We start from the raw sequence: 22,036 nt of genomic DNA, 5'->3' as shown, positions 1-22,036 counted from the left end.
GTCTCCGTCGCCGGTCGCGATGCTGTCGGTTGTGGTGCCGTCGTAGAACGTCCAGCCGACGACGCCAGCGTCGAGCGCGGCGCCGTTCAGGTACAGCACCATCACGCGCTGCCGGGTTCCGCCTTCAAGTGGTTTCACGTAATCAACCGTAGGAGGAAAGCAGCAGGCTGTTGATTGGCAGGGGTAGCCATCGCTGGTAGATTTTCACCATCCCGGAGTCGGTCGACTCGATGCCGACGACCCGCCACCCGAGGCGACAGATGTGGGTGGCGTCGGGGGGAGCCGTCTCGGCGCACGGGACCCCGCCCGATCTGCACATCCGGTCGCCATCGGCAGACGGCAGCGTCCGTGGATGCGGCCTGCCGCGGAGCGCCGCGGACGGCATCCGGCCCACCCTGCCGTCGCCCCGGGAAGCACATGAGGAGCACGGCCCGTGCGGTGGAGCGCCGACGGCGACGGCGCAGGAGCGGCGCTCTGCACGGTGGGCCTTCCCAGCCACGCGCCGCGGACGCAGATAGCCGATCTTATGTGCAGGCGCCCGGGACGACCCGAAGGCGTCAGCGGCCCGCCCTCGCATTGCACCTGAGCAGTCACCCTGCCGGCACCCGTGCAATGGCGACCCGCAGCGGTGCGCACGAACGTGGGGAGGATCTGCTCGCGTCGGCCGACACCAACCTGCGACGGTGCACCCAAACCGGGCGGCCACAACACACGGAGGTCGGCGATGGAGAACGTGCGCCCGGATGGCACCGGCTCTGTCCCGATCCGCTCCGGTCGCCGCACCTGGGCCTACCGACTGCTCCCGGCGCTCCTGTTGGCGGGCGGGATCGTGTTGGAGGTGTTGACCCCACCGGAGTTCAGCAGCGCCCCGCTGTACTCCGCAGCCGCCATGTCCGCCGCCGCTCTTCTGTCCTTCCGCGGAACGCTGCTGATCGGCCTGGCCGCAACCGGCGCCGACGCCGTGAAGATGGCCGTGCTGGGCTACCACCAACCGCTGGACAACAGCAGCGAGGTCGCCACAGTGGCGACCGTCGCCGCTGTCGCCCTGCTCACCAATGCCATCGTGCGACGCAGCGACAGCCGGGCCCGGTCGGCATCCACCGCGGCCGCCGCCCTCCAACGCGCGGTCCTGCCGCAGCCGCCGCCGGAGCTGGCCGGCCTGCGCCTGGCCGCCAGCTACCGGTCCGCGCTGACCGACACCCAGATCGGGGGCGACCTGTACGCCGTGCAGGAGACCCCGTTCGGGGTGCGCTGCATCGTTGGAGACGTGCGCGGCAAGGGCATCGCGGCTGCGGAGGCGGTAGCAGTCGTGGTCGGCGCGTTCCGTGAGATCTCCGACGAGGAAGGCGACCTGCGCACGGTCGCAACTCGACTGGAGGACACCTTGCGGCGCGAGGGAGGACGCCGTGCCGGCCTGGATGAGGTTGAGGGCTTCACCACAGCCGTACTGGTCGAGATCCCCAAGGACCGAAAGACGGTCCGATTGGTCAACTGCGGGCACCCGGCGCCCTTGTTGCTCCAACCCTCGCAGGTCGGTGCTCCTCGTGTGCGCATGCTTCACCCCAGCGTCCCGGCGCTGCCGCTGGGCATGGCCCTCGACACGCCTGGACCAGTGCTGGACGAGGTGGCCTTACCTGCTGGAACAACACTGCTGCTCTACACCGACGGAGTCAGCGAGGCCCGCAACAGCGCCGGGGAGTTCTACGACCCCGCACTCCGGCTTGCCGCGCTTCCCGTGGCGCACGAGCCGGAACAGCTCGTTCGGTGTCTCCTGGCCGACCTCACCCGGCACACTTCCGGCCGGTATGCCGACGACATCGCCGTCCTCGCCCTGACCCGACTGGTCTGAGCTCCGCTCGTCCAGACCCGCGCCATGGTCGCCGATGTGGCCGTCGCCCTGCTGCTGAACCGGCGCCATCCGGTCGACGCGGTGGCGGACGCCCGAGTGTGCAGCACCCCGTCGGCGGCGAGCCGGTCCAGCGCCGGCTTACGGGCAACGGGACCGCCGGACATACCCGGACCGTCCGCCCGGAGCTGGTCGGCGAAGGCGATCAGGACACTGGCCGGTCGGTGCTGCGGCACAGCGTGGTCCGAGGTCGAGGCGGGTCAGGGAGGGTGCGGATGCCGGGGCGTGCCCCGGCACCCGCCGGGGTCATGTCATCGGGTCGGCTTGAGGTTGAGGACGGTCATCGTGGTGTCCGGGCCGCTGGTGGGGCCGGGCACGTAGTTGGTGTTGGCCGGGCTGGGCCAGCCGGTCCAGTTCTTGGAGCTGGCCACGACGAAGGAGCCGTTGTCGACCAGGGGGCGGAACGGCATGTTGTCGACGGTGATCTTCTGGAGCTGGTAGGCGTACTTCTGTTGGGCCGCCAGGTCGGCGGGATTGGTGTTCTGCCAGGCGTTGAGGAGGCGGTCGGTGGTCGGGTTGTTCCAGCGGGTGTAGTCGGTGAGGGCCGGCTTGCCTTCCGGGGCGGTGTTGGCGCTGTGCAGGACGCCGAAGGCGCTGGCCCAGGCGCTGCTGCCGTTGACCTGCCAGTCCCAGGCGATGTCGTAGTCGCCCTTGGACAGCTGCGGCGTCATCTGCGCCAGCGGCACACGCACCGCGGAGACCTTCAGGCCCAGGTCCTCCTTCCACTGCTCGGCCAGCCCGTCGGCCCACACCGGCCAGTTGGTGTACTCGGCGACGGACTTGATGGTCAGCGGGTAGGCCTTGCCGCCCTTGGTGAACACGCCGCTGCTGTTGAGCTTGTAGGAGGCCTTGGCCAGCTCGGCCTTGGCCTTGGACAGGTCGGCGGTGACCTTCTGGTTGCGGTAGGCCGGGGCGATCAGGGAGCCGTAGACGGCGGCGCTGTAACCGGTGACATTGGCGACGCCCTGGCCGGTCGGCGCCAGCGGCAGCAGCTTTTGCGGGTCGGCGGCGTAGCTGAGCGCGCGGCGCACGTGGACGTCGTCCAAGGGAGCCTTGCCGGTGTTGTAGTCCAGTCCGGAGTCGCCGCCGGTGGGGTAGACCCAGTAGTGGTTGTGCGCCGGGTCCTTGGAGGTGAAGTACTTCTTGGCGCTCTGCCAGTTGATCGAGGTCCAGTCCAGTTGGTTGTTCAAGACCATGGCCTTGGCCGTCTCGGGTGTGGCGAAGGCCTTGATGTCGACCTTCTTGACGCCCTTTCCGGGCCCGCCCCAGTAGTTCTTGCGCATCGTCAGGGCGATCTGCTGCGGAGAGAAGCCGGAGACCGTCGCGGGTCCGGTGCCGACCGGGTCGGGGTTGGTCCAGGACTTGGGGTTGTGGTGGGCCCAGATGTGCTGGGGATAGATGTTGAGCGTGGAGAAGGTGGCGAGCTTTTGGTAGGCGGGCTTGGCGAAGTCGATGACCACGGTGTGTGCGTCGGGGGTCGCAAGGCTCCGGTAGCCGATCGGGACCACGGCCAGCCCGGGGGTCTTGGTCGGCAGCTCGAAGGTGTACCTGACGTCGGCTGAGGTGAACGGCTTGCCGTCGGACCAGGTGACGCCGGGGCGCAGATGGAAGGTGAGGGTCTTGCCGGCGTTGCTCCAGGCGAAGGACTTGGCCAGCCAGCCCTCGGGGGTCTTGGCGTGCATGGTGTCGATGCGGATCAGCGGCTCGTAGAAGAAGCTGGTCCCGGGCGCCTTGTCGGTCGCGGGGGAAAAGCCGTTCCAGTTGCGGACGAAGGTGGAGGTGGCCGAGCTGGCGGTCATGTTGAGCGTGTCGATGTTCGAGGCATCCGAGCCGGAGCTGCCGCGGCTGGTCGAGCAGGCGGCGAGGGTCGCGGCAAGGGCCAGGGCGGTCAGGGCCGCGGGCAGGGGGGAGCGTCTCACGGTCGGGTCTCCTTGAGGGATTGCGCGGGGGGTGCGGGGGCCAGCAGATGGGCGCGTCCCTTTTGGTGCAGCCAGCAGTGCACCCACTGGCCGTCGGGGAACTCGGTGCGCTCGGGGAAGGATTCGCGGCACTCGTCCATGGCGAACGGGCAGCGCGGGTGGAAGCGGCAGCCGGTGGGCGGATCGGCGGGGTCGGGCGGTTCCCCGAGCTCACCGGTGGCGGTGAACAGGCCCTCGGACGCCGACCCGGCCGCAAGCGAGCGCCCCGGATCGGGGGAGGAGTCCAGCAGCAGCCGGGTGTAGGGGTGCTTGGGGCTCTGGATGACCGCTTCCTTGGGGCCCCCCTCGACCAGCTGACCGGCGTACATCACGTCGATCTCGTCGCACAGGTAGCGGGCCGAGGCGATGTCGTGGGTGATGTAGAGCAGCGCCAGGCCCTCCTCGTCGCGCAGCTTGGCGAGGAGGTTGAGGACGTCCAGGCGGATGGAGACGTCCAGCATCGAGATGGGCTCGTCGCCCAGCAGCACCTCGGGGCGGACGGCGAGCGCGCGGGCGATCACCACGCGTTGGCGCTGCCCGCCGGACAGCTCGTGCGGGAACTTGTCCAGGTACTGCTCGGGCGGGGTGAGGTTGACCCGCCGCAGCAGGTCGATCACGCCATCCTCGACCTCGCGGCGGCTGCGGGCGTGGCCGTGCAGCTTCAGCGCCCGGCCCAGCGTGTAGCGCACCCGGTGCAGGGAGTTGAGCGACCCGAAGGGGTCCTGGAAGATCAGCTGGACCTTGCGGAAGTAGTCGCGCCGCGCGATCCCGCCGGCGGCCACGGGGCGGCCGTGCAGCCGTATCTCCCCCTCGGTGGGGGCGTAGAAGCGGCCCAGGATCCGGGCGACGGTGGTCTTGCCCGAGCCGGACTCGCCGACCAGCGCCACGATCCGGCCCCGGTGCAAGGCGATCCCGGCGTTCTCCACGGCGCGCACCACGGCGTTGTTGCCGCCGCGGTTGCGGACCTCGAAGTGCTTGCTGACCCCCACGGCCTCCAGCACCGGGGCAACGCTGTCGGAGGTGCCGCGGGGGGCGGGAACTGGTGTGTCAGGCATGGGCGGTCGCCTCCGGGTTCTGCGGGTCGTACAGCACGCACGCCACGTCCTGCGCTTCCACGGTGCGCAGCGGCGGGACGGCCTGCTCGCAGGCGGCGTGGGCGCGGGGGCAGCGAGGGCCGAAGGCGCAGCCCGGCAGGGGGTCGCGCAGGTCCGGCGGGCTGCCGGGGATGCCGGACAGCTCGCGCAGCGGCGCGTGCAGGGGCGGGAAGGAGTCCCGCAGGCCCTTGGTGTAGGGGTGCTTGGGGCGGTGGTAGAGGTCGGCGGAGGAGCCGATCTCCACGATGCGGCCGGCGTACATGATGGCGATCCGGTCGGCGAGCTCCAGCAGCAGCGACAGGTCGTGGGTGACGAACACGACGGCGAAGCCGAAGCGTTCGCGCAATCGGAGGACCTGGGCGAGGATCTGGCGCTGCATCACCACGTCGACGGCGGTGGTGGGTTCGTCCATCACCACCAGGTCGGGGTCGCAGGCCAGGGCGAGGGCGATCAGCGAGCGCTGCCGCATGCCGCCGGATAGCTCGTGCGGGTAGGCGGGGAGCCGGTCGGGGGCGATGCCCACCATCCGCACCAGCTCGCCGGCGCGCTGCCAGGCCGCGGCCCGGTCCAAGGAGGGGTCGTGGGTGCGCAGTACGTCGGTGAACTGGGCGCCCAGGCGCATGACGGGATTGAGGCAGTCCATCGCCGACTGCATCACGATGGCCAGCTGCCGCCAGCGGCGGCGGCGCAGCGCGCGTTCGCTCTGGGCGACGAGGTCGACGGGCTCGCCGTCTGCGGGGTGGTAGACGATGCGGCCGGCCGAGGTGACCGCGGGTGGCCGCTGCAGCCGGGTCAGGGCGGTGATCAGCGTGGACTTGCCGGATCCGGACTCGCCGGCGACGCCGAGGATCTCGCCGCGGCGCAGCGTGAAGGAGATGTCGCTGCAGGCCCGGGCGGATCCCTGGGGCGTCAGGTAGTCGACGCTGAGGCCGTCGACCTGAAGCAGGGCGGGGTCGGTCATGTGCTCCTCCCGGCGGTCTCGGCCGCAGCCGGTCCGGCGGCGCGGCGGCCGGCGGCGCGTGCGGCGTGGAACTTTTTGACGAGGCGTCGGCCGGCGGCGCTCAGCCGCGGGTTGGTGATCTCGTCGATGCCGAAGTTGACCAGCGCGGTGGCCATCCCGAGCACCGCGATGCACAGCCCCGGGGGCACGAACCACCACCACTGGCCGTTGAGGATGGCGCTCTGGCTGTGCGCGTCGGCGATCATCGTTCCCCAGCTGATGGTGTCGGTGGAGCCGATGCCCAGGAACGCAAGTCCCGCCTCGGCGAAGATCCCGGCCACCATGGCGCGCAGGAACATCGCCGAGATGATGCCGGTCAGATGGGGCATCACCTCGAAGAAGACGAGGCGGAGGCGGGTCTCGCCGACCATCCGCATGGCGACGGTGAAGTCGCGGCCGCGCAGCGAGAGGGTCTGCGAGCGCAGGTAGCGGGCGCCGCCGGGCCATTCGAAGACGGCGATGATCAGGGCGATCATCAGCCAGGGCGCGCCCTGGACGTAGCCGGCGACGATCAGGGTGAGGGCGAAGCTGGGCAGGGTGAGGAAGACGTTGGTGAAGGCCGTCATCACCCGGTCGTAGCGGCCGCCGACAAAGCCGCTCGGCACGCCGACGGCTGCGGCCAGCACGGTGGCCAGGACGGCGGAGACCAGGCCGACGAAGACCGAGCCGCGGGCGCCGAGCACGGTCTGGGCCAGCACGTCGTTGCCGGCGGTGTTGGTGCCCAGCAGGTGGCCGTGGCCGGGCGGTCGGCCGATGGCGTGGTAGTCGACCTGGTGCCCGGACCAGCCGATGAGCGACTGGGCCACCCAGGGACCCAGGAACGCCACCAGCAGGGCGAGCGCGAAGATGCCCAGGCCGATGCGGACGTTCCACTTGCGCAGGATTCCGTTGAGCATGGTGCTACCCCTCGTCCCTGGTGCGCGGATCCAGCAGGACGTAGACGGAGTCGGCGATCAGGTTGGCGACCAGCACGGCCAGCGTGATCATCAGGAAGACGGCCTGCATGACGGGGAAGTCGTGGCCGGTGGTGGCCTTCATCAGCAGCAGGCCCAGACCGGGGTAGCTGAAGACCATCTCGGTCATCAGCGTGCCGCCGAGGATCCCGCCGATGGCCATGGCCAGGCCGGTGATGTTGGGCAGCAGGGCGTTGCGGGCGGCGTACTTGAACAGCACCCGCCAGGCAGCAAGGCCCTTGGCGCGGGCCAGCAGCACGTAGTCCTCGCTGACGGTGGTGACCATGACGTTGCGCATGGAGAACAGCCAGCCGTTGAACCCGACGAACACCAGCGTGCAGGCCGGCAGCGCCCCGTACTTCAGCACGCTGAGCACGAACCACACATTGTTGAGGGAGAAGGGCACCTTGGGGTCGTAGCCGCCGCCGACCGGGAACCAGCCGAGCTTGTAGGAAAAGCCCCACAGGGCCACCAGCGACAGCCAAAAGGGCGGGACGGCGTGCAGGAAGGTGGTGGTCGGCGCGAAGATCGCATCGAAGCGGGAGCCGGGCTTCCAGCCCATGTAGGCGCCCAACGCGGTCCCCAGCACCCAGGCCAGCACGGTGGTGGTGCCCACCAGCAGCACCGTCCAGGGCAGCGCCTGCCCCACCAACTGGGAGACGGGGGTGGGGTAGTTGGTGACCGACACCCCGAAGTCGAAGTGGGCCAGGTTCTTCCAGTAGTCGAGGTATTGCCCCAGCAGGTCTTTGGTGGGGTCGCCGAAGAAGGTCTGGGCGGTGTGCACCTGCTCGGGAGTGGGGGCCTGGCCGGTCTGGTCCTGCAGGTCGCGCAGCAGGGTGTCGGCGGGGTTGCCGGGCATGAAGCGTGGCAGGACGAAGTTGAGCGACACCGCGGCCCAGGCGGTGAACAGGTAGAAGCCCAGGCGGCGGCGGAAGTAGCGCAGTGCGCCGCGGCGCTTGCGCGGCGCCGGGCCCGGCGCCGTTCCTGCCGGCGGTGGATCGGTGGTTGTCCGGATCGCATCCGGATCTGCGGCGGGCCGCACGGGGATAACCTCCAGGGTTCGATCTGGTGGTGCGGGGGCGGTCGGTGGCTGGGGGCGAGGGGCAACGACTGTGGTGCGGCGCGAGCAGGCAGGGGCATCCGGCCGGTCGGCGGTGGGGGAAGAGGGGGTGTGCCGGTGTCTTCCGGAGGTGCTGGGCGCCTCGGGGTGGAGGGCGGTCGGGGCAACGGCGTCGGCTCCTCTGACGGCGGTCGCCTTGGTGTCCGGCCCGACAGCGACAGCGCCCCAGAGGGGGTGCCGGCCGTCAACCCTTGGCGATGGCGTCCCCGTACTCATGGCGCATCGCGTCGCCTCCGCCGCTGCGCCACTGCTTGACCGCCGGAGCCCAGGCCGACATCGGCTTGCGGCCGGAGACGATGTCGGAGACCAGGTCGTACATCGTCGTGGTCAGGGAGGCGTTCTTCGACAGGGCCGTGTCGGAGTAGTAGCCGAGCGAGGCGCTGGTCTGCGCGATGGCGAGGAGCTTCTTTTGGGTCGCGAAGGCCAGGCGCAGCGCGGTGTCGTTGCCGGGGACGTAGAGGTACTCCGGGCCCTGGCAGAGGGTGGCGACGGGCTGGGCGGTGGTGACGGCCTCGGCCTTGCCGAGGGCGGTCGGCCTGATGGCTCCGCCGAGGCCCATCGTGTAGTGGCGGCCCTCGATGCCGTTGTCGAGGAACTTGCGCTCCTCGGAGCCGAACGGTGCGGCGAGGTAGTCCAGGACGTTCAGGAGCGTCTTGATCCGCGCCTTGGGCACCGTGGTGGGGATGGCGGTGAAGCCGAGCGCCCCGGTGCCCATGTCGAACACCGGCTTGGCGCCGGGGGTGGCGGCGAACGGCACGATGACGTCCAGGGTGAACGGCTGGGTCTGCAAATCGACCCGGTAGCCGGGGTAGGACTGCACGTAGGCGCCGAGCTGCTGGCCGCCGGCGACCTTGTCGATGGCGTCGGCGACGTTGGCGTCCGGCCAAAACAGGTTGGCCTTGAACACCTTGGCGCCGAACTCGATGGCGGCCGCGTACTCCGGCTGTTCGAACATGTGCTGGAGCTTGCCGTTGTGGGTGCGCCAGCCGGAGGTGGCGCCGTGCCACTCGGCGAACATGTGGACGTGGTTGACGTACGCCGGCTCCAGGACGTACTTCTTGCGCTTGGCGTCCAGCAGGTCCTTGCCCTTGTCGAGAAAGTCCTGGGCGCTGCTGAAGGCGATGCCGCCGACCGGCTCCCAGAACTTGCTGTTGACGACGTAGACCTGGCCGAGCCGCCCGTAGGTGACGACGGGTCCGTACAGGGCGCCGCCCATGACGGCGCTCTTCCAGGAGTAGGTGGGCAGGTTGGCGAGGTTGGGGAAGTCCTTGACGGCGTCGCCGCTCAGGTAGCCGGTGAGGTCGTGGAACTTGGCCTGCATCAGCTGCAGAGGCTTGGACAGGGCGCCGCCGTTGGTGGGGATCCACACCATGTCGCCGAGGTCGCCGGCGGCGATCAGTGCCTCGAGCTTGCCGGCGTAGCCGTCGCCGAGGTTGCCGTTGACCACGTCCATGGCCAGCACCGAGCCGAGGCGCTTGTTCAGCTCCTGCCAGTAGGAGTTGGACGCCATGCCGGGAGGCATCAGCGACCAGGTGCTGGTGATCGCGTTGATCTTCTTGCCGTCGCCGGGGGTGCCCTTGGTGGAGCGCGGGGTGGTGGACGGGTAGCGCAGGTAGGCCGGGTCGGTGCCGGGTGCGGACAGGTCCGGCTTGGCGAGCGTCTCCTTGGCGTAGGCGGGGAGGGTGAGCTTGGCGGACTTGGCGGCGCTGCCCTTGTCGGCACCCAGGGTGCTGCCGGAGCAGGCCGAGAGCGCTCCGGCGAGCGCCGTTGCGCCGGCGCCGGCCAGGACGGTCCGCCGATTGGGTCCCGGTCTGCTGGTGGTGGTGGATGCGTTCACGGGGCGTACTCCCTGGGATCGGGGCAGGCGGTGCAGGAGAGGCTGACGATGGGGCAGAGACGGCTGTGCGGTGCGCGGTGATCGGTCGCCGTGCCCCACCGGCTGGAGGGGGTCGTGGTCGCGCTTGGAGGTGGCGCGCGGGGGACGTCGACGTCGATGGTGGTGGCCGTCCGCCGGGCGAGGACCGCGCCGCCGCGATCGAGGCGTTCGCGGTGCGGCTGCAGGCTCAGCACGCGGCGCAGCGCGTCGCGGACGTTGGCTGGCCCGTGCGGGTCGTTGCCCTGCCGGATGCCGGGCGGCCGGGCGGGGGCGTCAGTCGAAGTGGGCGGCCAGTTCGGCGGCGACGGGAAGGACGGTGCGCGGAGTGCCCCCGTCGCGCAGCGACTCGGTGGCGGCGATGCCCGCGGCGACGGCGTCCCGCGCCTGGACGGGGGAGATTCCGGGGCGGGCACCGGTGCGCACGATCTGGAGGTACTCCCGCACCATCGCCGGGTCGGCGCCGCCGTGCGTGCCCTCGGCCGGGGGCACCTCGATGCGGCGGTCGCCGGCGCCGTTGTAGGTGGTGCGCTGGTTCCAGACCTTGACGTGCGCCCCCTGGCCGTCGCCGAAGTTCTCCAGCCGCCCCTCGGTGCCGATCACGGTGTAGTTGCGCCAGTAGTCCGGGGTGTACATGCACTGCTGGTAGGTGGCCTGTACGCCGTTGTCCAGCAGCAGGTTGACGTGGCTGAGGTCCTCCACGTCCAGGTTGGGGCTCAGCTCGCGCTGGGACAGCGGCGGCCAGTGGGCGGCGTCCACCCGCTTGGTCTCCTTGACGCCGCCGCCGTCGTGGCGGTCGGTGATGCGGTCGTAGAGGGTGAGGCCGCCCAGGGCTGTGGTGCGCGTGGTCCGCGCTCCGGCCAGGTGGTGGATCACGTCGATGTCGTGCGCGCCCTTCTGCAGCAGCAGCGAGGTGACGTTCCGGCGCTCGGCGTGCCAGTCCTTGAAGTAGAAGTCGCCGCCGTAGCCGACGAAGTGGCGGCACCACACGGCCTTGACCTCGCCGATCGCACCGTCGTCGATCAGCTGCTTCATCAGGCGGACCACCGGCATGTGGCGCATGTTGTGCCCGACGTACAGGGGGGTGCCGGTATCGCGTGCGGCGGCCAGCATCCGGTCGCAGTCGGCGACGGTGATGGCCATGGGCTTCTCCACGAAGACCGGGACGCCGGCGTGCAGCGCCTGCACCGCGGGTTCGGCGTGGCGCCAGTCCTCGGTGAAGATGCCGACGGCGTCCACCTCGGCGTCGGCGAGCAGCTCCTCGAGCCGGGCGGTGGCAAGCACCCCCGGACCGAACTTCGCGCGCGCCGCCTCGCGTCGCTCGGGCAGCAGGTCGCACACCGCGGCGATGCGGACGCCGAATCCGGGCCGGTGCTCGTCCTGGAAGATGTGCGAGCGCCGTCCGAGTCCGACGATCGCCAACCGGAGGTCCTCTGACGCCATGTGACTTCTCCTCATCGACAGCTGGCGGCGGGCAACGTGCGCCATGCTCTGCCCGCCCAATCTATTCTGTCAATGCTTGGGAAAATATCGGTGGGCCATTGACGGCGCGGCCCCGCGGGGCCTTCTGCCGGTCGTCAGGTGCACGGCGACTCGGGTGCGCCCGGCCCCCTCCGCAATGCTCGGCCGGGCAGCCCACGACCCCGCCTGCCGCAACCGCGCTGCCCCGGTCCCGAATCAGGCGCCGAGCGGTCCGGGTTGCCCTCCGGGCCTGGCACAGTAGGCGCATGCCGCCCATGGACGATCCGCGCGGAGACGGCCGCGGCGCCGCGCTCAAGCGCCTGCGCCGCAGCCACCAGGACACGGTGCTGGCCGCCCTCGCCCGCCCCGGCGGACTGAGCCGGGCCGAACTCGCCGAGCACACCGGCCTGTCCCGCAGCACCCTGTACACGATCGTGGGCGACCTGCTTGCCGACGGCGCAGTCCTCGAAGTCCCCGGCTCGGCCGTCCCCGGAAGCCGGGGCCGACGCGCCACCCGCATCACCGCCAATCCGCGCGGCGCTGTGCGCATCGGCCTGGACATCGGGCGGAGCCGGGTCCATGTGGCGTTCGTCGACACCGCCGGGCGCCGGCTGGCCACCGGCACCCGGCAACTGCCCCCGCTGCCGCACTGGAACAGGCGCACCGACGCGGCCATCGGCCTCATCCGGAAGGTCGCGGCGGACCACGACCTTTCCGCCGCTGCCCCGCGCGGCATCGGCATCGGCCTGCCCGGTCCGGTGCACCTGGACGAGCGGGGCCGCATCCTCGGCGAGGACACCCGGATCCGACAACTGCGCCGGGTCCAAGACCGCATCGGCGAAGCCTTCGGCGCACCGACCGCCGTCGGGAACAACACCCGCTACGCCGCCCTCGGCGAGGCCCTGTGGGGAGGGGCACGGGGCGCCGAGAACGTCCTCTACATCCGCGTCTCCGACGCGGTCGGCGGGGGAATCGTCTGCCAGGGGCGCCTGCTGACCGGTCGCCGGGGTGCCGCAGGCGAACTGGGGCACCTGGTCGCCGACCCGGCGGGGCCGCCGTGCTACTGCGGCGGATCCGGCTGCCTGGAGACCTACACCGCCATCCCGGCGCTGCTGGAGCAGTGCCGGGAGAACGGGTTGACCGTCGCGGATGCCGCCGACCTGGTCCGGGCGGTGCGTGCCGAGGACCCGGCGGCCTGTCGCGCCGTCACCGGCGCGGCCGACCTGCTGGGCGCCCACCTGGCGCGCCTGGCGGCCGTGTTCGACCCCGACCAGGTCATCGTCGGTGGACCGCTGGCCGGGCTGGACCGGGACTTCCTCGCCCGCATCCGCTCGCTGGTGCGGGTGCACTGCCTGGCCTCGGTGGGGGAGCCCCCCGAGGTCCGCGCCGCCGAACTCGACGACGACGCCGGAGCCCTGGGCGCGGTCGCCGCCTTGGAACGGGGCAGCGAACCCCTGAGCGTTGCCAACCTGCAGGCACGCTGAGCCGACGCGCTGCCGTGCGGAGCGGCCGAGCCCAGCAGCGCGCCCGGCGGTCCGGCCGGAGAAAGCTCCGCCGACGGGAGCAGTCCTGTCCTTGCCGACGGCTTGAAGGACCGCGCCGGACCGGCGCGCCCGAGGTGCGCACGGTGGTGAACGGCATGCTCGGCTCGACGGTCGGCGGCGGCCCGCAGGGCCGGACGGCGCGGCGCGTGCGTCCGTTCAGCCGCTCGCCCGCCTGAGCGCCTGGTCGATGGCGACCAGGATCGCGCCGCGCGAGGACGCCCGGTCGCCGAGGCCCGTCCAGACCAGCGGGGACGTGTCCGGGAACCATTGACGCAGGGCGCGGTCCAAGGCGGCTTTGAGCGGGGCCCCGATGGCCAGCGGGTAGCCGCCGAGCGTGACGGCCTGCGGCGCTTGAAGGTCCGTCAGGACCGTCAGTGCGCGGGCCAGTACGTCCGCGAGGCGCTCGATGGCCGTGCGGGCGACCGGGTCGGTGGCGGCGAGGGCGCCGACGGCGGCCGCGTACTGGTGCTGGGCGTGCGGGCCGTCGCCGAAGGCCACGCCGCAGTCCTCGGTGGCACTGCGGAAGGTGCCGAAGCCGACGGATGCGTCCAGGCAGCCGCGGCGGCCGCAGCGGCAGCGGTCGGCGAGATCGCCCAGGAGCATGTGGCCGGCCGCGCCCCAGCTGGCAGGCAGCCGGGCCTCCAGGTCGCGGCCGCTGGTCAGGGAGATTCCGGTGGCGAGGCCGACCTGCAGGTGCAGCAGCCGGTCGGCGTCGCCGACGGCCGGGTCTCGGCAGTTGGCCACTGCAGCGCACTCGGGGATCTGCCGGTAGGCGACGGGCACCTCTCCCAGCAGTGGTTCGAGCAGGTCGGCGAACGGCGCGTCCCGCCAGCCGAAGTAGGCGGACAGGACGGTGCGGCGGTCGGGGGAGAACTGGGCGGGCAGGGCGACGGCGACGCCGCCCACCTCGTGGCCGATGCGGGCGGTGAGGCGCCGGTAGGAGCGGTACAGGGCCTGGGCGGCCTCGTCGGGGCGGGGCGGGGCGGAAAAGTCGAAGACCTCCTCGGCGAGGATGCGGCCGCGCAGGTCGGTCGCGGCGACGCGGGTACGGTCCACGCGCATATCGATTCCGACTGCCGCCCAGTGCGCGGGGTCGAGGTCGAGCAGGACATGGGGGCGGCCCATGCCGCCGGCCGGGGCGGCCTGGGCATCCGTCAGGACCCGGTCCTCGACCAGGCCGGCCACGATGCGCCCCACGCCGGGGCGGGTGAGGCCCAGCCGGTCGCTCAGCTGTGCCCGGGACATCGGGCCGTGGTCGCGCAGGCAGCGCAGCACCAGCAGCTGGTTGTGCGAGCGCATCTCCCGCTGCGACAGGGCCTCGGTCATCGCACTCCCCTCCTCGGATTCCTCTTGGTGCCCGGCAACCTCTTGTCCCCCCATCCTGCCGCTGCTACAAAATTACATGCGTTTACTAAGTCGGCCGAACTCCACAGGACAGGACCCGAGGATGAGCGCTGCTTCCGGCACCACCTCCCGGCGAACACTGATCCACACCGCGGCGGCAGCCGCCGCCTGGCCGCTCGCATCCGGGTGCACCTCGCCCGACCCGCCCTCCCGCTCCAAGCTGCGCCTGATGATCCTGGGGGCGACTCCCCAGCTGATGACCCATCTCAATGCCGCCGTGCTGCCCGCCTTCCATGCCGCGACCGGCCTGAGGGTCGAGCTGCAGAACTCCGACTGGGGGTCGGCCTTCCAGAAGGTGACCACCGGCGCGGCCTCCAACTCGCTCGCCGACGTCTTCATGGTCGGGGGCATCTGGACCGCCGCGCTGGCCGCCAAGCACGTCATGCTCGACCTCACCGAACGCCTCAGGCGATGGCCCGACACCAGCCGGTTCCATCCGGCCGGACTGTCCGACGGCGCCTACCGGGGCCGCAACTACGCGCTCCCGGTCACCATGGACGTGCGCACCGGCGTGTACCGCCAGGACCTCCTGCGGGCGGCCGGCATCACCGCCCTGCCGACCACCTGGGCGCAATTCCGCGCCGCGGCCCAGCGGTTGAAGGCCCGCCGCGGCATGACCACACCGATCTTCTGGAACGTCGACAAGTCCATCGGCCTGCAGCAGACCTTCGCCCAACTCTTCCTCCAGGCCGGCGGCCGCTACTGGGACTCCGGCGGCAAGGCCGCATTCGACTCCGAAGCCGGCCACCAGGCCCTGGGCTTTCTGGTCGCCACCTTCCACGACGGACTGGCCGACGTGAACCAGGTCTACACCGGCAACGGCCCCGCCCCGCTGACCAGCGGAGCCTCCGCCATGACGCTCAACGGCTGGGCCGCGCAGCAAAACGCCCAGAGCAACGCGCCGCACGTCGCCGCACACATCGTCGCGGGCCCGGCCCTCGCACCCCATCCGGGCGCCCGGCCGACCCCAATCGCCTGGATCGACAAGCTGGCCATCGCCCACAACACCAAGAACCCCGACGGTGCCTGGCAGCTGCTCACCCACCTCGCCGGCGCGCGGCAGCTGGATGCCCTCGCCCGGCTGAGCGGAAGCCTGCCCGCCCGCAGCGACCTCGAGGCGGCCCCGTGGCTGACGCCCATGGCCCGGCAGGTGCTCGCCAACGCCGACCACGCCGTCTCACAGCCCGTCAATCCCGTGATGATGCAGCTCGGACCCGTGGTCCAGGCCCTGCTGGAGCCCGCGGTGCGCGGATCGGTCTCCGTCGCCGACACCCTGAAGGCCATCGACACCAAGGTGGACGCCCTGTATGCGTAAGGCATCCGGGCGCAGTGCGTCCCTGGACCTCGAGGCGGGGCAGCGCCGGGCGGCGCGGCTGCTCGCCGCGCCCGCGCTGGCGGTCCTTGCGCTGACCGTCGTGATCCCCCTGCTGTTCGCGATCGTGCTGTCCTTCACCCGCTACGACATGATCACCCGGCCGCGGTGGGTGGGCCTGGACAACTACCGCACCCTGCTGACCGACCCGGTCTTCGGCACCTCCGTGCTCAGCACGCTCTACTTCGCCGTCGGCCAGGTCCTCATCGGCATCGTGGCGGCCTTCTTCACCGCGATGCTCTTCAACCGCCGCCTCGCCGGCGGCGCCGCGATGCGCACCGTCATCTACCTGCCCCAGGCGATGTCGTACGTGACTGTCGCCCTGCTGTGGTCCTTCCTGTACGACCCGGCCAACGGGCCGCTGGACGCCATCCTGCGCGCACTGGGACTGTCCCCACTGAACTTCCTGACCAGCACGCACCTGGCGATGCCCGCGATCATCGCGATGTCGCTGTGGCGCAACATGGGCTACTTCATGATCATCATTTTGGCGGGGCTGAAGGCCGTCCCCGGCGATCTGATCGAGGCCGCGCAACTGGACGGCGCAGGCTGGTGGCGGCGCCTGGCCCACGTCATCGTCCCGCAGATGTCCTCCACCCTGTTCTTCGTCGCCGTCACCTGGTTCCTCGGCGGTCTGCAGATGTTCACCCAGTCCTACGTGATGACCCAGGGCGGGCCCGTCAACTCCACCCGCACGATCGTCTACTCCCTCTACGACGCCGCGTTCACCTCGCTGGACTTCGGCCGGGCGTGCGCCGTGGCGGTGCTGCTGTTCCTGGCTGTCGCCGTCGTCGCCGTGCCCGTGCGGATCAAGCAGCAGCTCAACGCCAGGAGGCTGCGGCATGCCCACTGACCCCACGTTCCGGCGCGCCCGCGCCTTGCGCCGCGGCGCAGCCGCGGGACGCCATGCCATCGCCCTGCTGCTGACAGCGCTGTACCTGGTGCCGATGCTCTACATCGTCCTGGTCTCGCTCACCCCCGACGGGCAGTCGACCACCGTGCTGCCCTCCCACCTTGCGTTCGGCAACTTCCGCACCGCCCTGGCGGCCGCCGACTTCGGCCGCTTCTTCCTCAACTCCGCCTTCGTCACCGTGGTCGCGTCGGCCAGCCAGGTGGTGCTGTCGTGCATGGCCGGCTACGCCCTGGCCCGCCTCCCCCTGAAGAGCGCCCGCACCGTCATGGCGCTGCTGATCGGCCTGCTGGTGGTCCCGCCCGAGATCGTCATGGTGCCGCTGTTCGTGATGGTCACTCATGTGCCCTTCCTGGCCGGCAACAACCAGTTCGGCTCCGGCGGCGAGGGCATGCTCGACAGCTACGCCACCCTGATGCTTCCGCACCTGGGCTCGGCGCTCGCCATCTTCTTGATGCGCCAGTTCTACCGGGACCTGCCCGGCGAGTTGGGGCAGGCCGCACGCGTGGACGGCGCCTCCGAAGTAATGATTTTCGCCCGGATCTACACGCCGCTGACGCTCCCGGCCGTCGCGGTCGTCACGGTGCTGGCCTTCCAATCGGCGTGGAACGACTTCCTGTGGCCGCTGATCACCGTCCGCTCCAACCAGATGCAGACCCTCCAGCTCGGCCTGACCGTCTTCTACCAGCAAAACAGCACCCAGTGGAACCTGCTGATGGGCGTGGTCCTGCTGATGTCGCTGCCGGTCCTGGCCATCTTCCTGTTCTCCCAGCGCTACTTCCGCGACGGCATTTCCGCCGGCGCCGTGAAGCAGTAGACCCCGCACGCAAGGAGCAGCAATGCCCGACGAGGCGACCGCCCCGCCGCTGAACTTCGTGGTGATCCTCACCGACGACCAGGGCCGCTGGGCCATGCCCCGGCGCATGCCCGAACTGCAGATGCCCCACCTGGCCCGCCTGCAGCACGACGCTCTGGAACTCGACCAGTTCTACTGCGCCTCACCGGTGTGTTCCCCGGCCCGCGCCTCTCTGATGACCGGGCGGATGCCCTCCGCGCACGGCGTGCACGACTGGCTCGTCGGCGAGCGCCACCCGGACGCCAAGCCCGACCACTACCTGGACGGACAGCCCACCACCCCCGAGGTCCTGGCCGGCGCCGGCTACGAGTGCATGATGAGCGGTAAGTGGCATGTGGGCCACTCCCAGTGGCCCGCTCCCGGCTTCACCCGCTGGTACGCCCACCGCTTCGGCGGCGGACCCTACTACGGCGCACCCGTGTGGCAGGACGGCAGACCCGTCGATCAGGAGGGGTACCTCACCCACGCCATCACCGGCAACGCCGTCGGCTTCCTGCGCGACCGCGACCGCAGCCGCCCGTTCTACCTGCAGGTCAACTACACGGCCCCGCACGACCCGTGGATCGACAACCACCCGGCCGAATACCTCGACCGCTACGCCGGCTGCGCCTTCCCCTCCGTGCCCCGAGAACCCCGCCACCCCTGGACCGACCCGCGCCGCACGCACTTCCAGGCAGCCTTCGCCGACCCCGAGCCGCATCTGGCCGGCTACTGCGCCTCGCTGACGGCCGTCGACGACGGGCTAGCCGCGCTGCGGGCGGAGCTGGAGGCGCAGGGCGTGTGGGAGTCCACCGTGCTGCTCTACACCGCCGACAACGGCTTCTCCTGCGGCCACCACGGCATCTGGGGCAAAGGTAACGGCACCTTCCCCCTCAACTTCTGGGACAACTCGGTGCGCGTCCCCGCCGTGGCCCGGGTCCCGCACGGGGCGACCGGCGTGAGCGACCGTCTGATCAGCGCCGCCTCCTGGCACGCCACCGTCTGCGAACTGGCTGGCGTCGTTCCTCCCGGCGACCAGTGGGGCGTCAGCGCCTCATTCGCCGACCTGCTGCGCGGCACCCCGCGCCGGCAGCCGGAAACGGTCGTGGTGCTGGCCGAGTACGGCCAGGGACGGATGATCACCGACGGGCGGTGGAAACTGGTGGTGCGCTCCGACGGACCCGGCGAGTTGTACGACCACCGCAACGATCCAAAGGAGCGCGACAACCTCTTCGACACCACCGGGGCCCGAGGCACGCAGCAGGATCTGGCTGCCGCCCTGCACGACTGGTTCGCCCGCCACGAACGCGAGGGCATGTCCGCATACCACCACCTGGTCACGGGCTTGGGCCAGATCCACCCGCTCTCGCGCGGTCGATCGGACGCCGAGACCTACCAGCAACACCCCGGTGAAGACGGAGCACTAAAACCCCGCTGACCCGAGGGCCTCGCACCCGGGCCCCTGCGCACGCGCCACCAACCCGGGGTCAAGCACTGCGGGCCCAGGACAGCAGTCGCGCTGGAGGAATGACACGTGCCGGTCCGGGTGGGGGCGGATGGCATACAACCCGGGACTGGCGTCCTGTCGTAGGGGATCAGAGAGTGCGCTGGGTGCTGTTGGGCCGATGGTCGACCTTGTCGCCGAGAAAGCTGAAGCTGGGGGAGGCGGCGCTGCCCGGTTCGCGTCTTGGGCTCGGTTTCCGCGGGCTGACGCTGGTCGACGTCTCGGCCGTAGTGCTGTTGATCGCGAGCGCGCTCGAGGCAGCCCGTGACAAGGTGCTGGCCGCTCGGGCCAAGCCGGTGCCTCAGGCATGCGCCGCTCAGCTGCTGGGAGGCAGCATCATCCGTCGAAGCGCACAGCGGCAGCCTGGTGGTGAAGGTCACCAGGCTGCCCCTGCAGCCGACGCCCGGTCAGCTGCGCCGGACGGCGAACCCGGAGCTGGAAGTCGTTGGCAGGCGCACCAACTGGTACCCGGCCCGGGTGCTCCTGCCGATCAGGTTCGGCACCAACGACGATTCGGGCGTCGCGGACCCGGCACCATCATCGACGCCACAACCAGCTGGGCCCACGGGCGGCGCCACGGCGCCCACCCTTGGCATGCCGCTCGGCCGGCACCCCGCCGGTGCGCGGCGACCTTCCAGGCTGCGGCTCCACCGCGCGTGCGTGAGCACCGGCGGCCCGTCACTCGGCAGGAGCCCCGCGCCCACGTTCGTCAGACCGTCAAGATCGCGGGCGCGCTTTCCGCGCCGTTGAAGCCCACGGCGACCAGCGCCAGCCTCGTGCTCGACGGGAGGGCCTCGACGACGACCGCGTCGCCGCTGATGCGGCCCAGCCACCGCGGCTTCGCCGCCACCGTGCGGACGTCGTAGTACCAGACGCCGGACGCCGCGCCGTCCCAGACCAGCCCGACCGCCTCCGCCGTGGAGGCGTCCACGCGGAAGCCCGACGGGCGCGCCGGCGGGCGGCCCAGCGCGCCGTCCAGCATGCGCAGTTCGCCGATCCGCACCGCGTAGTCCGCCGCCGCCCCCGTCCCGAACGCGCCCACCGACAGCGCCGTGACCAGCGCCCCGGGCCGCGGCCGGGGGCGGAAGGTGACGCGCCGCCAGCCGTTGCCGGCGTCCACCGCCGCCCCGGCCGGGCTCAGCCACTCGGTGCGCCCGGGCGCATCGCCGTAGGAGAGGCCGCACCGCAGCCGGGCCCCCGCACCCCGGGTGACGTCCTGCACCAGCAGCGACAGCTGAAGCGGGCGGCCGGCGTCCACCGCCGTGCGGTACAGCCGCACCTCGGTGGCGCGCGATCCGCCCAGCGTGCCCTCGATCCGCAGGCAGGAGCCGCCGTCCCAGGCCGCGCCGGCCTCGTAGTCGGCGGCCAGCAGCCCGGCGGCGCCGGTCTCCCCGCTCCTCGCGTCCCGGGTCCACCACTGCCAGCTGGGCAGCACGTCCTGGATGCCGATGTGGTACCAGCTGCGTGTGCCGGCGGCGGCGCCGGCGAGGCGGAAGCCGTCGCCCTGGCCGGTGTTGAAGCGGGTGGTGAACGGCACGTCGCCGATCACCGAGCGCTCCGGGACGAAGTCGGCCATGCCGTAGGCCGGCACGTAGTCGACCGCCGCGGCCTCGACGGGGGTGGGGTCGACGGGGACGGCCGGCACCGCGGGGTTGCCGGCCGCGCCCGACCAGAACCTGCGGTCGGCGGCGTCCAGCGCCGGGCGGAGGACGGCCGGGTCGGTCGCCTCGCCGCCGAGCTGGGCGCGGGTGCGCTGTGCGATCCGCGACGACGGGACGAACAGCGCCAGGCTCGCCACCGCCTCGCCGTCGCCGTTGAGCGGCACCACTTCGCCGGCGAAGGAGTCCAGCGCGTTCAGATGCCGTCCGTCGTTCTCCTCCTGGATGTCCAGGCCGAAGTAGACGGTCTCGAACGGGTCGAGGCCGTGCTCCCTGGCCAGCGCGACCGAGGGCGTGACGTAGTCGGCGTCGTGGTGGTAGGAGGAGGTCGCGGGGATGTTCTTGGGCCAGGCGTAGTTGACGAAGATGCTGTCGGCGAGGTGGCCCGGCTTGATCCAGCCGATGTTGTGCTCGTCGACCCGGTTCTCGTACTCGCCGGTGCCGTCGGTCCACAGGGCGTCGTAGATCTGCAGGTGGAAGGCGGGCAGGTTCTTGGCGCGGGCCCGGGCGTGCATGGCGTCGAGCATCGCGGCGAGGTCGGCGGCCTGGCCGTCGGTGATCGTCATGCCCTCGATGTTGAGGAAGTAGCCGTCGAAGCCGAAGTAGGCGGCGAGGTCGACGAGTTTGTCGCCGACCCGGTACGAGCCGTCCGCGTCCTGGGCGAGGAAGTCCGGGTCGCCGCCGGAGGTCGCGGAGAAGTAGGGCTGGAAGACGGTGCCGACGGCCAGGGCCCCGTTGCGGTGCGCGGCGTCGACGTAACCGGGGTTGGGCAGGTTGCCGGTGCTCGACCAGCCGCAGCGGATGTCCGTGTACTGCTGGAAGCGGCTGATGAACGGGTGCTGGTCGAAGCCGTAGCGGGTGGTGCGGACGCTCGGCGAGCCGGCCACCGACTCGCCGTAGAAGAAGTCGAGGTTGATGACCCGGGTGCGCGGGTCCAGCGCGGGGTCGGCCTGGGTGGCGCGGTCGGTGTCGGCGCGGTGGGCGAGCGGCACCCGGCTGCGCAGATAGCGGGCGAAGGGGTCGGCCGCGGGATCGTAGTCGAGCAGTTGCTGGACGGTGGCGGTCGTCTTGGGCTGCAGGACGGTGAGGGCCGGCGGGAATACCGGGGCCGACGCCGCGTCCGCAGGGCCCGCGGACGGGGCGTCAGCGGCCGCGGCGGCGCGGCTCATCGGTGCGGCGGTGGCGGCAAGCGAGACGCCAGCCGCGGCCAGGAAGCTTCTGCGGCTGACGGTGAACGGATGGCGGGGTGGCTGCGGAGCGTCCATCTGGTCTCCAGTGGTCCACGGAGCGGGAAGCGCCCAACTTAGTCAGCACGGACATCGGAGGTCTAGACCAAAATGTCTCTCAAGTCGCTTCGGCGGCAGCCGGTTCGACGCCATGAGGCGGACACCGATATGGATGACTGCTGGTAGGGCTGCGACAGGAGGCTCGAGGTGCGCACCTG

At 71.2% G+C, this 22,036-nt stretch carries 15 protein-coding genes; 6 read left to right on the top strand and 9 right to left on the bottom strand.

All coding sequences use genetic code 11. The features are described from left to right. Positions 1-724 precede the first annotated feature (724 nt). A complete protein-coding gene (locus tag BIV57_RS01405; protein ID WP_079169919.1) occupies positions 725-1,849 on the top strand; it encodes a PP2C family protein-serine/threonine phosphatase in 1,125 nt (374 codons plus the stop codon). Positions 1,850-2,157: 308 nt separating this feature from the next. On the opposite strand, the gene BIV57_RS01400 is transcribed toward BIV57_RS01405, so the two are convergent. From BIV57_RS01400 to BIV57_RS01370, 7 genes are all read right to left on the bottom strand, one after another. Continuing rightward, positions 2,158-3,825, bottom strand: coding sequence for an ABC transporter substrate-binding protein (locus BIV57_RS01400; protein WP_071654700.1), 1,668 nt, complete (start codon positions 3,823-3,825; stop codon positions 2,158-2,160). Beyond that, positions 3,822-4,919, bottom strand: coding sequence for an ABC transporter ATP-binding protein (locus BIV57_RS01395; RefSeq protein ID WP_071654699.1), 1,098 nt, complete (start codon positions 4,917-4,919; stop codon positions 3,822-3,824). The genes BIV57_RS01400 and BIV57_RS01395 overlap by 4 nt, the downstream gene beginning before the upstream one ends. Next, the gene (locus BIV57_RS01390) at positions 4,912-5,919 is read right to left on the bottom strand and encodes an ABC transporter ATP-binding protein (RefSeq protein WP_071654698.1); all 1,008 of its coding nucleotides are present in this window, start codon (positions 5,917-5,919) and stop codon (positions 4,912-4,914) included. Before BIV57_RS01390 ends, BIV57_RS01395 begins: the two co-directional genes overlap by 8 nt. Then, positions 5,916-6,854: an ABC transporter permease gene (locus BIV57_RS01385; protein ID WP_071654697.1), complete on the bottom strand. Its 939-nt coding sequence runs from the start codon at positions 6,852-6,854 to the stop codon at positions 5,916-5,918. Before BIV57_RS01385 ends, BIV57_RS01390 begins: the two co-directional genes overlap by 4 nt. Before the next feature lie 4 nt (positions 6,855-6,858). Further along, entirely contained in the window at positions 6,859-7,953 is a 1,095-nt protein-coding gene (locus tag BIV57_RS01380; protein WP_245797370.1) for an ABC transporter permease, read from the bottom strand. A gap of 262 nt (positions 7,954-8,215) precedes the next feature. After that, positions 8,216-9,868 (bottom strand): type 2 periplasmic-binding domain-containing protein, encoded by a 1,653-nt coding sequence (locus tag BIV57_RS01375; RefSeq protein WP_245797369.1) that lies wholly within the window; start codon positions 9,866-9,868, stop codon positions 8,216-8,218. A 312-nt stretch (positions 9,869-10,180) separates the two neighbouring features. Next, positions 10,181-11,347, bottom strand: coding sequence for a Gfo/Idh/MocA family protein (locus BIV57_RS01370; RefSeq protein ID WP_071654696.1), 1,167 nt, complete (start codon positions 11,345-11,347; stop codon positions 10,181-10,183). A gap of 284 nt (positions 11,348-11,631) precedes the next feature. Here BIV57_RS01370 and BIV57_RS01365 point away from each other — a divergent pair, with 284 nt between their 5' ends. Then, a complete protein-coding gene (locus BIV57_RS01365) occupies positions 11,632-12,849 on the top strand; it encodes an ROK family transcriptional regulator (protein WP_079169918.1) in 1,218 nt (405 codons plus the stop codon). Between the two features lie 216 nt (positions 12,850-13,065). Here BIV57_RS01365 and BIV57_RS01360 read toward each other — a convergent pair whose 3' ends face one another. After that, entirely contained in the window at positions 13,066-14,235 is a 1,170-nt protein-coding gene (locus tag BIV57_RS01360) for an ROK family transcriptional regulator (protein WP_071654695.1), read from the bottom strand. 121 nt (positions 14,236-14,356) lie between these two features. Between BIV57_RS01360 and BIV57_RS01355 the strand changes: the two genes are divergently transcribed. The 4 genes from BIV57_RS01355 to BIV57_RS01340 are packed head-to-tail and all read left to right on the top strand — an operon-like array spanning position 14,357 to position 18,868. Then, positions 14,357-15,628, top strand: a complete 1,272-nt coding sequence (locus tag BIV57_RS01355) for an ABC transporter substrate-binding protein (protein ID WP_071654694.1) — start codon at positions 14,357-14,359, stop codon at positions 15,626-15,628. After that, entirely contained in the window at positions 15,621-16,538 is a 918-nt protein-coding gene (locus BIV57_RS01350; protein WP_071654693.1) for a carbohydrate ABC transporter permease, read from the top strand. Before BIV57_RS01355 ends, BIV57_RS01350 begins: the two co-directional genes overlap by 8 nt. Then, complete coding sequence (locus BIV57_RS01345) at positions 16,528-17,412, top strand: carbohydrate ABC transporter permease (RefSeq protein ID WP_079169917.1); 885 nt, start codon at positions 16,528-16,530, stop codon at positions 17,410-17,412. The genes BIV57_RS01350 and BIV57_RS01345 overlap by 11 nt, the downstream gene beginning before the upstream one ends. A 22-nt stretch (positions 17,413-17,434) precedes the next feature. Next, on the top strand, positions 17,435-18,868 hold the full coding sequence (locus BIV57_RS01340; RefSeq protein ID WP_071654692.1) for a sulfatase-like hydrolase/transferase: 1,434 nt from the start codon (positions 17,435-17,437) through the stop codon (positions 18,866-18,868). A 775-nt stretch (positions 18,869-19,643) separates the two neighbouring features. Here the strand turns inward: BIV57_RS01340 and BIV57_RS01335 are convergent. Further along, positions 19,644-21,857, bottom strand: a complete 2,214-nt coding sequence (locus tag BIV57_RS01335) for an endo-beta-N-acetylglucosaminidase (protein ID WP_071654691.1) — start codon at positions 21,855-21,857, stop codon at positions 19,644-19,646. Positions 21,858-22,036: the final 179 nt, after the last annotated feature.

The organism is Mangrovactinospora gilvigrisea, assembly GCF_001879105.1.
Lineage (GTDB): Bacteria > Actinomycetota > Actinomycetes > Streptomycetales > Streptomycetaceae > Mangrovactinospora > Mangrovactinospora gilvigrisea.
The sequence above is the reverse complement of the archived record's forward strand: the minus strand, read 5'-3'. Positions and strand labels throughout refer to the sequence as shown.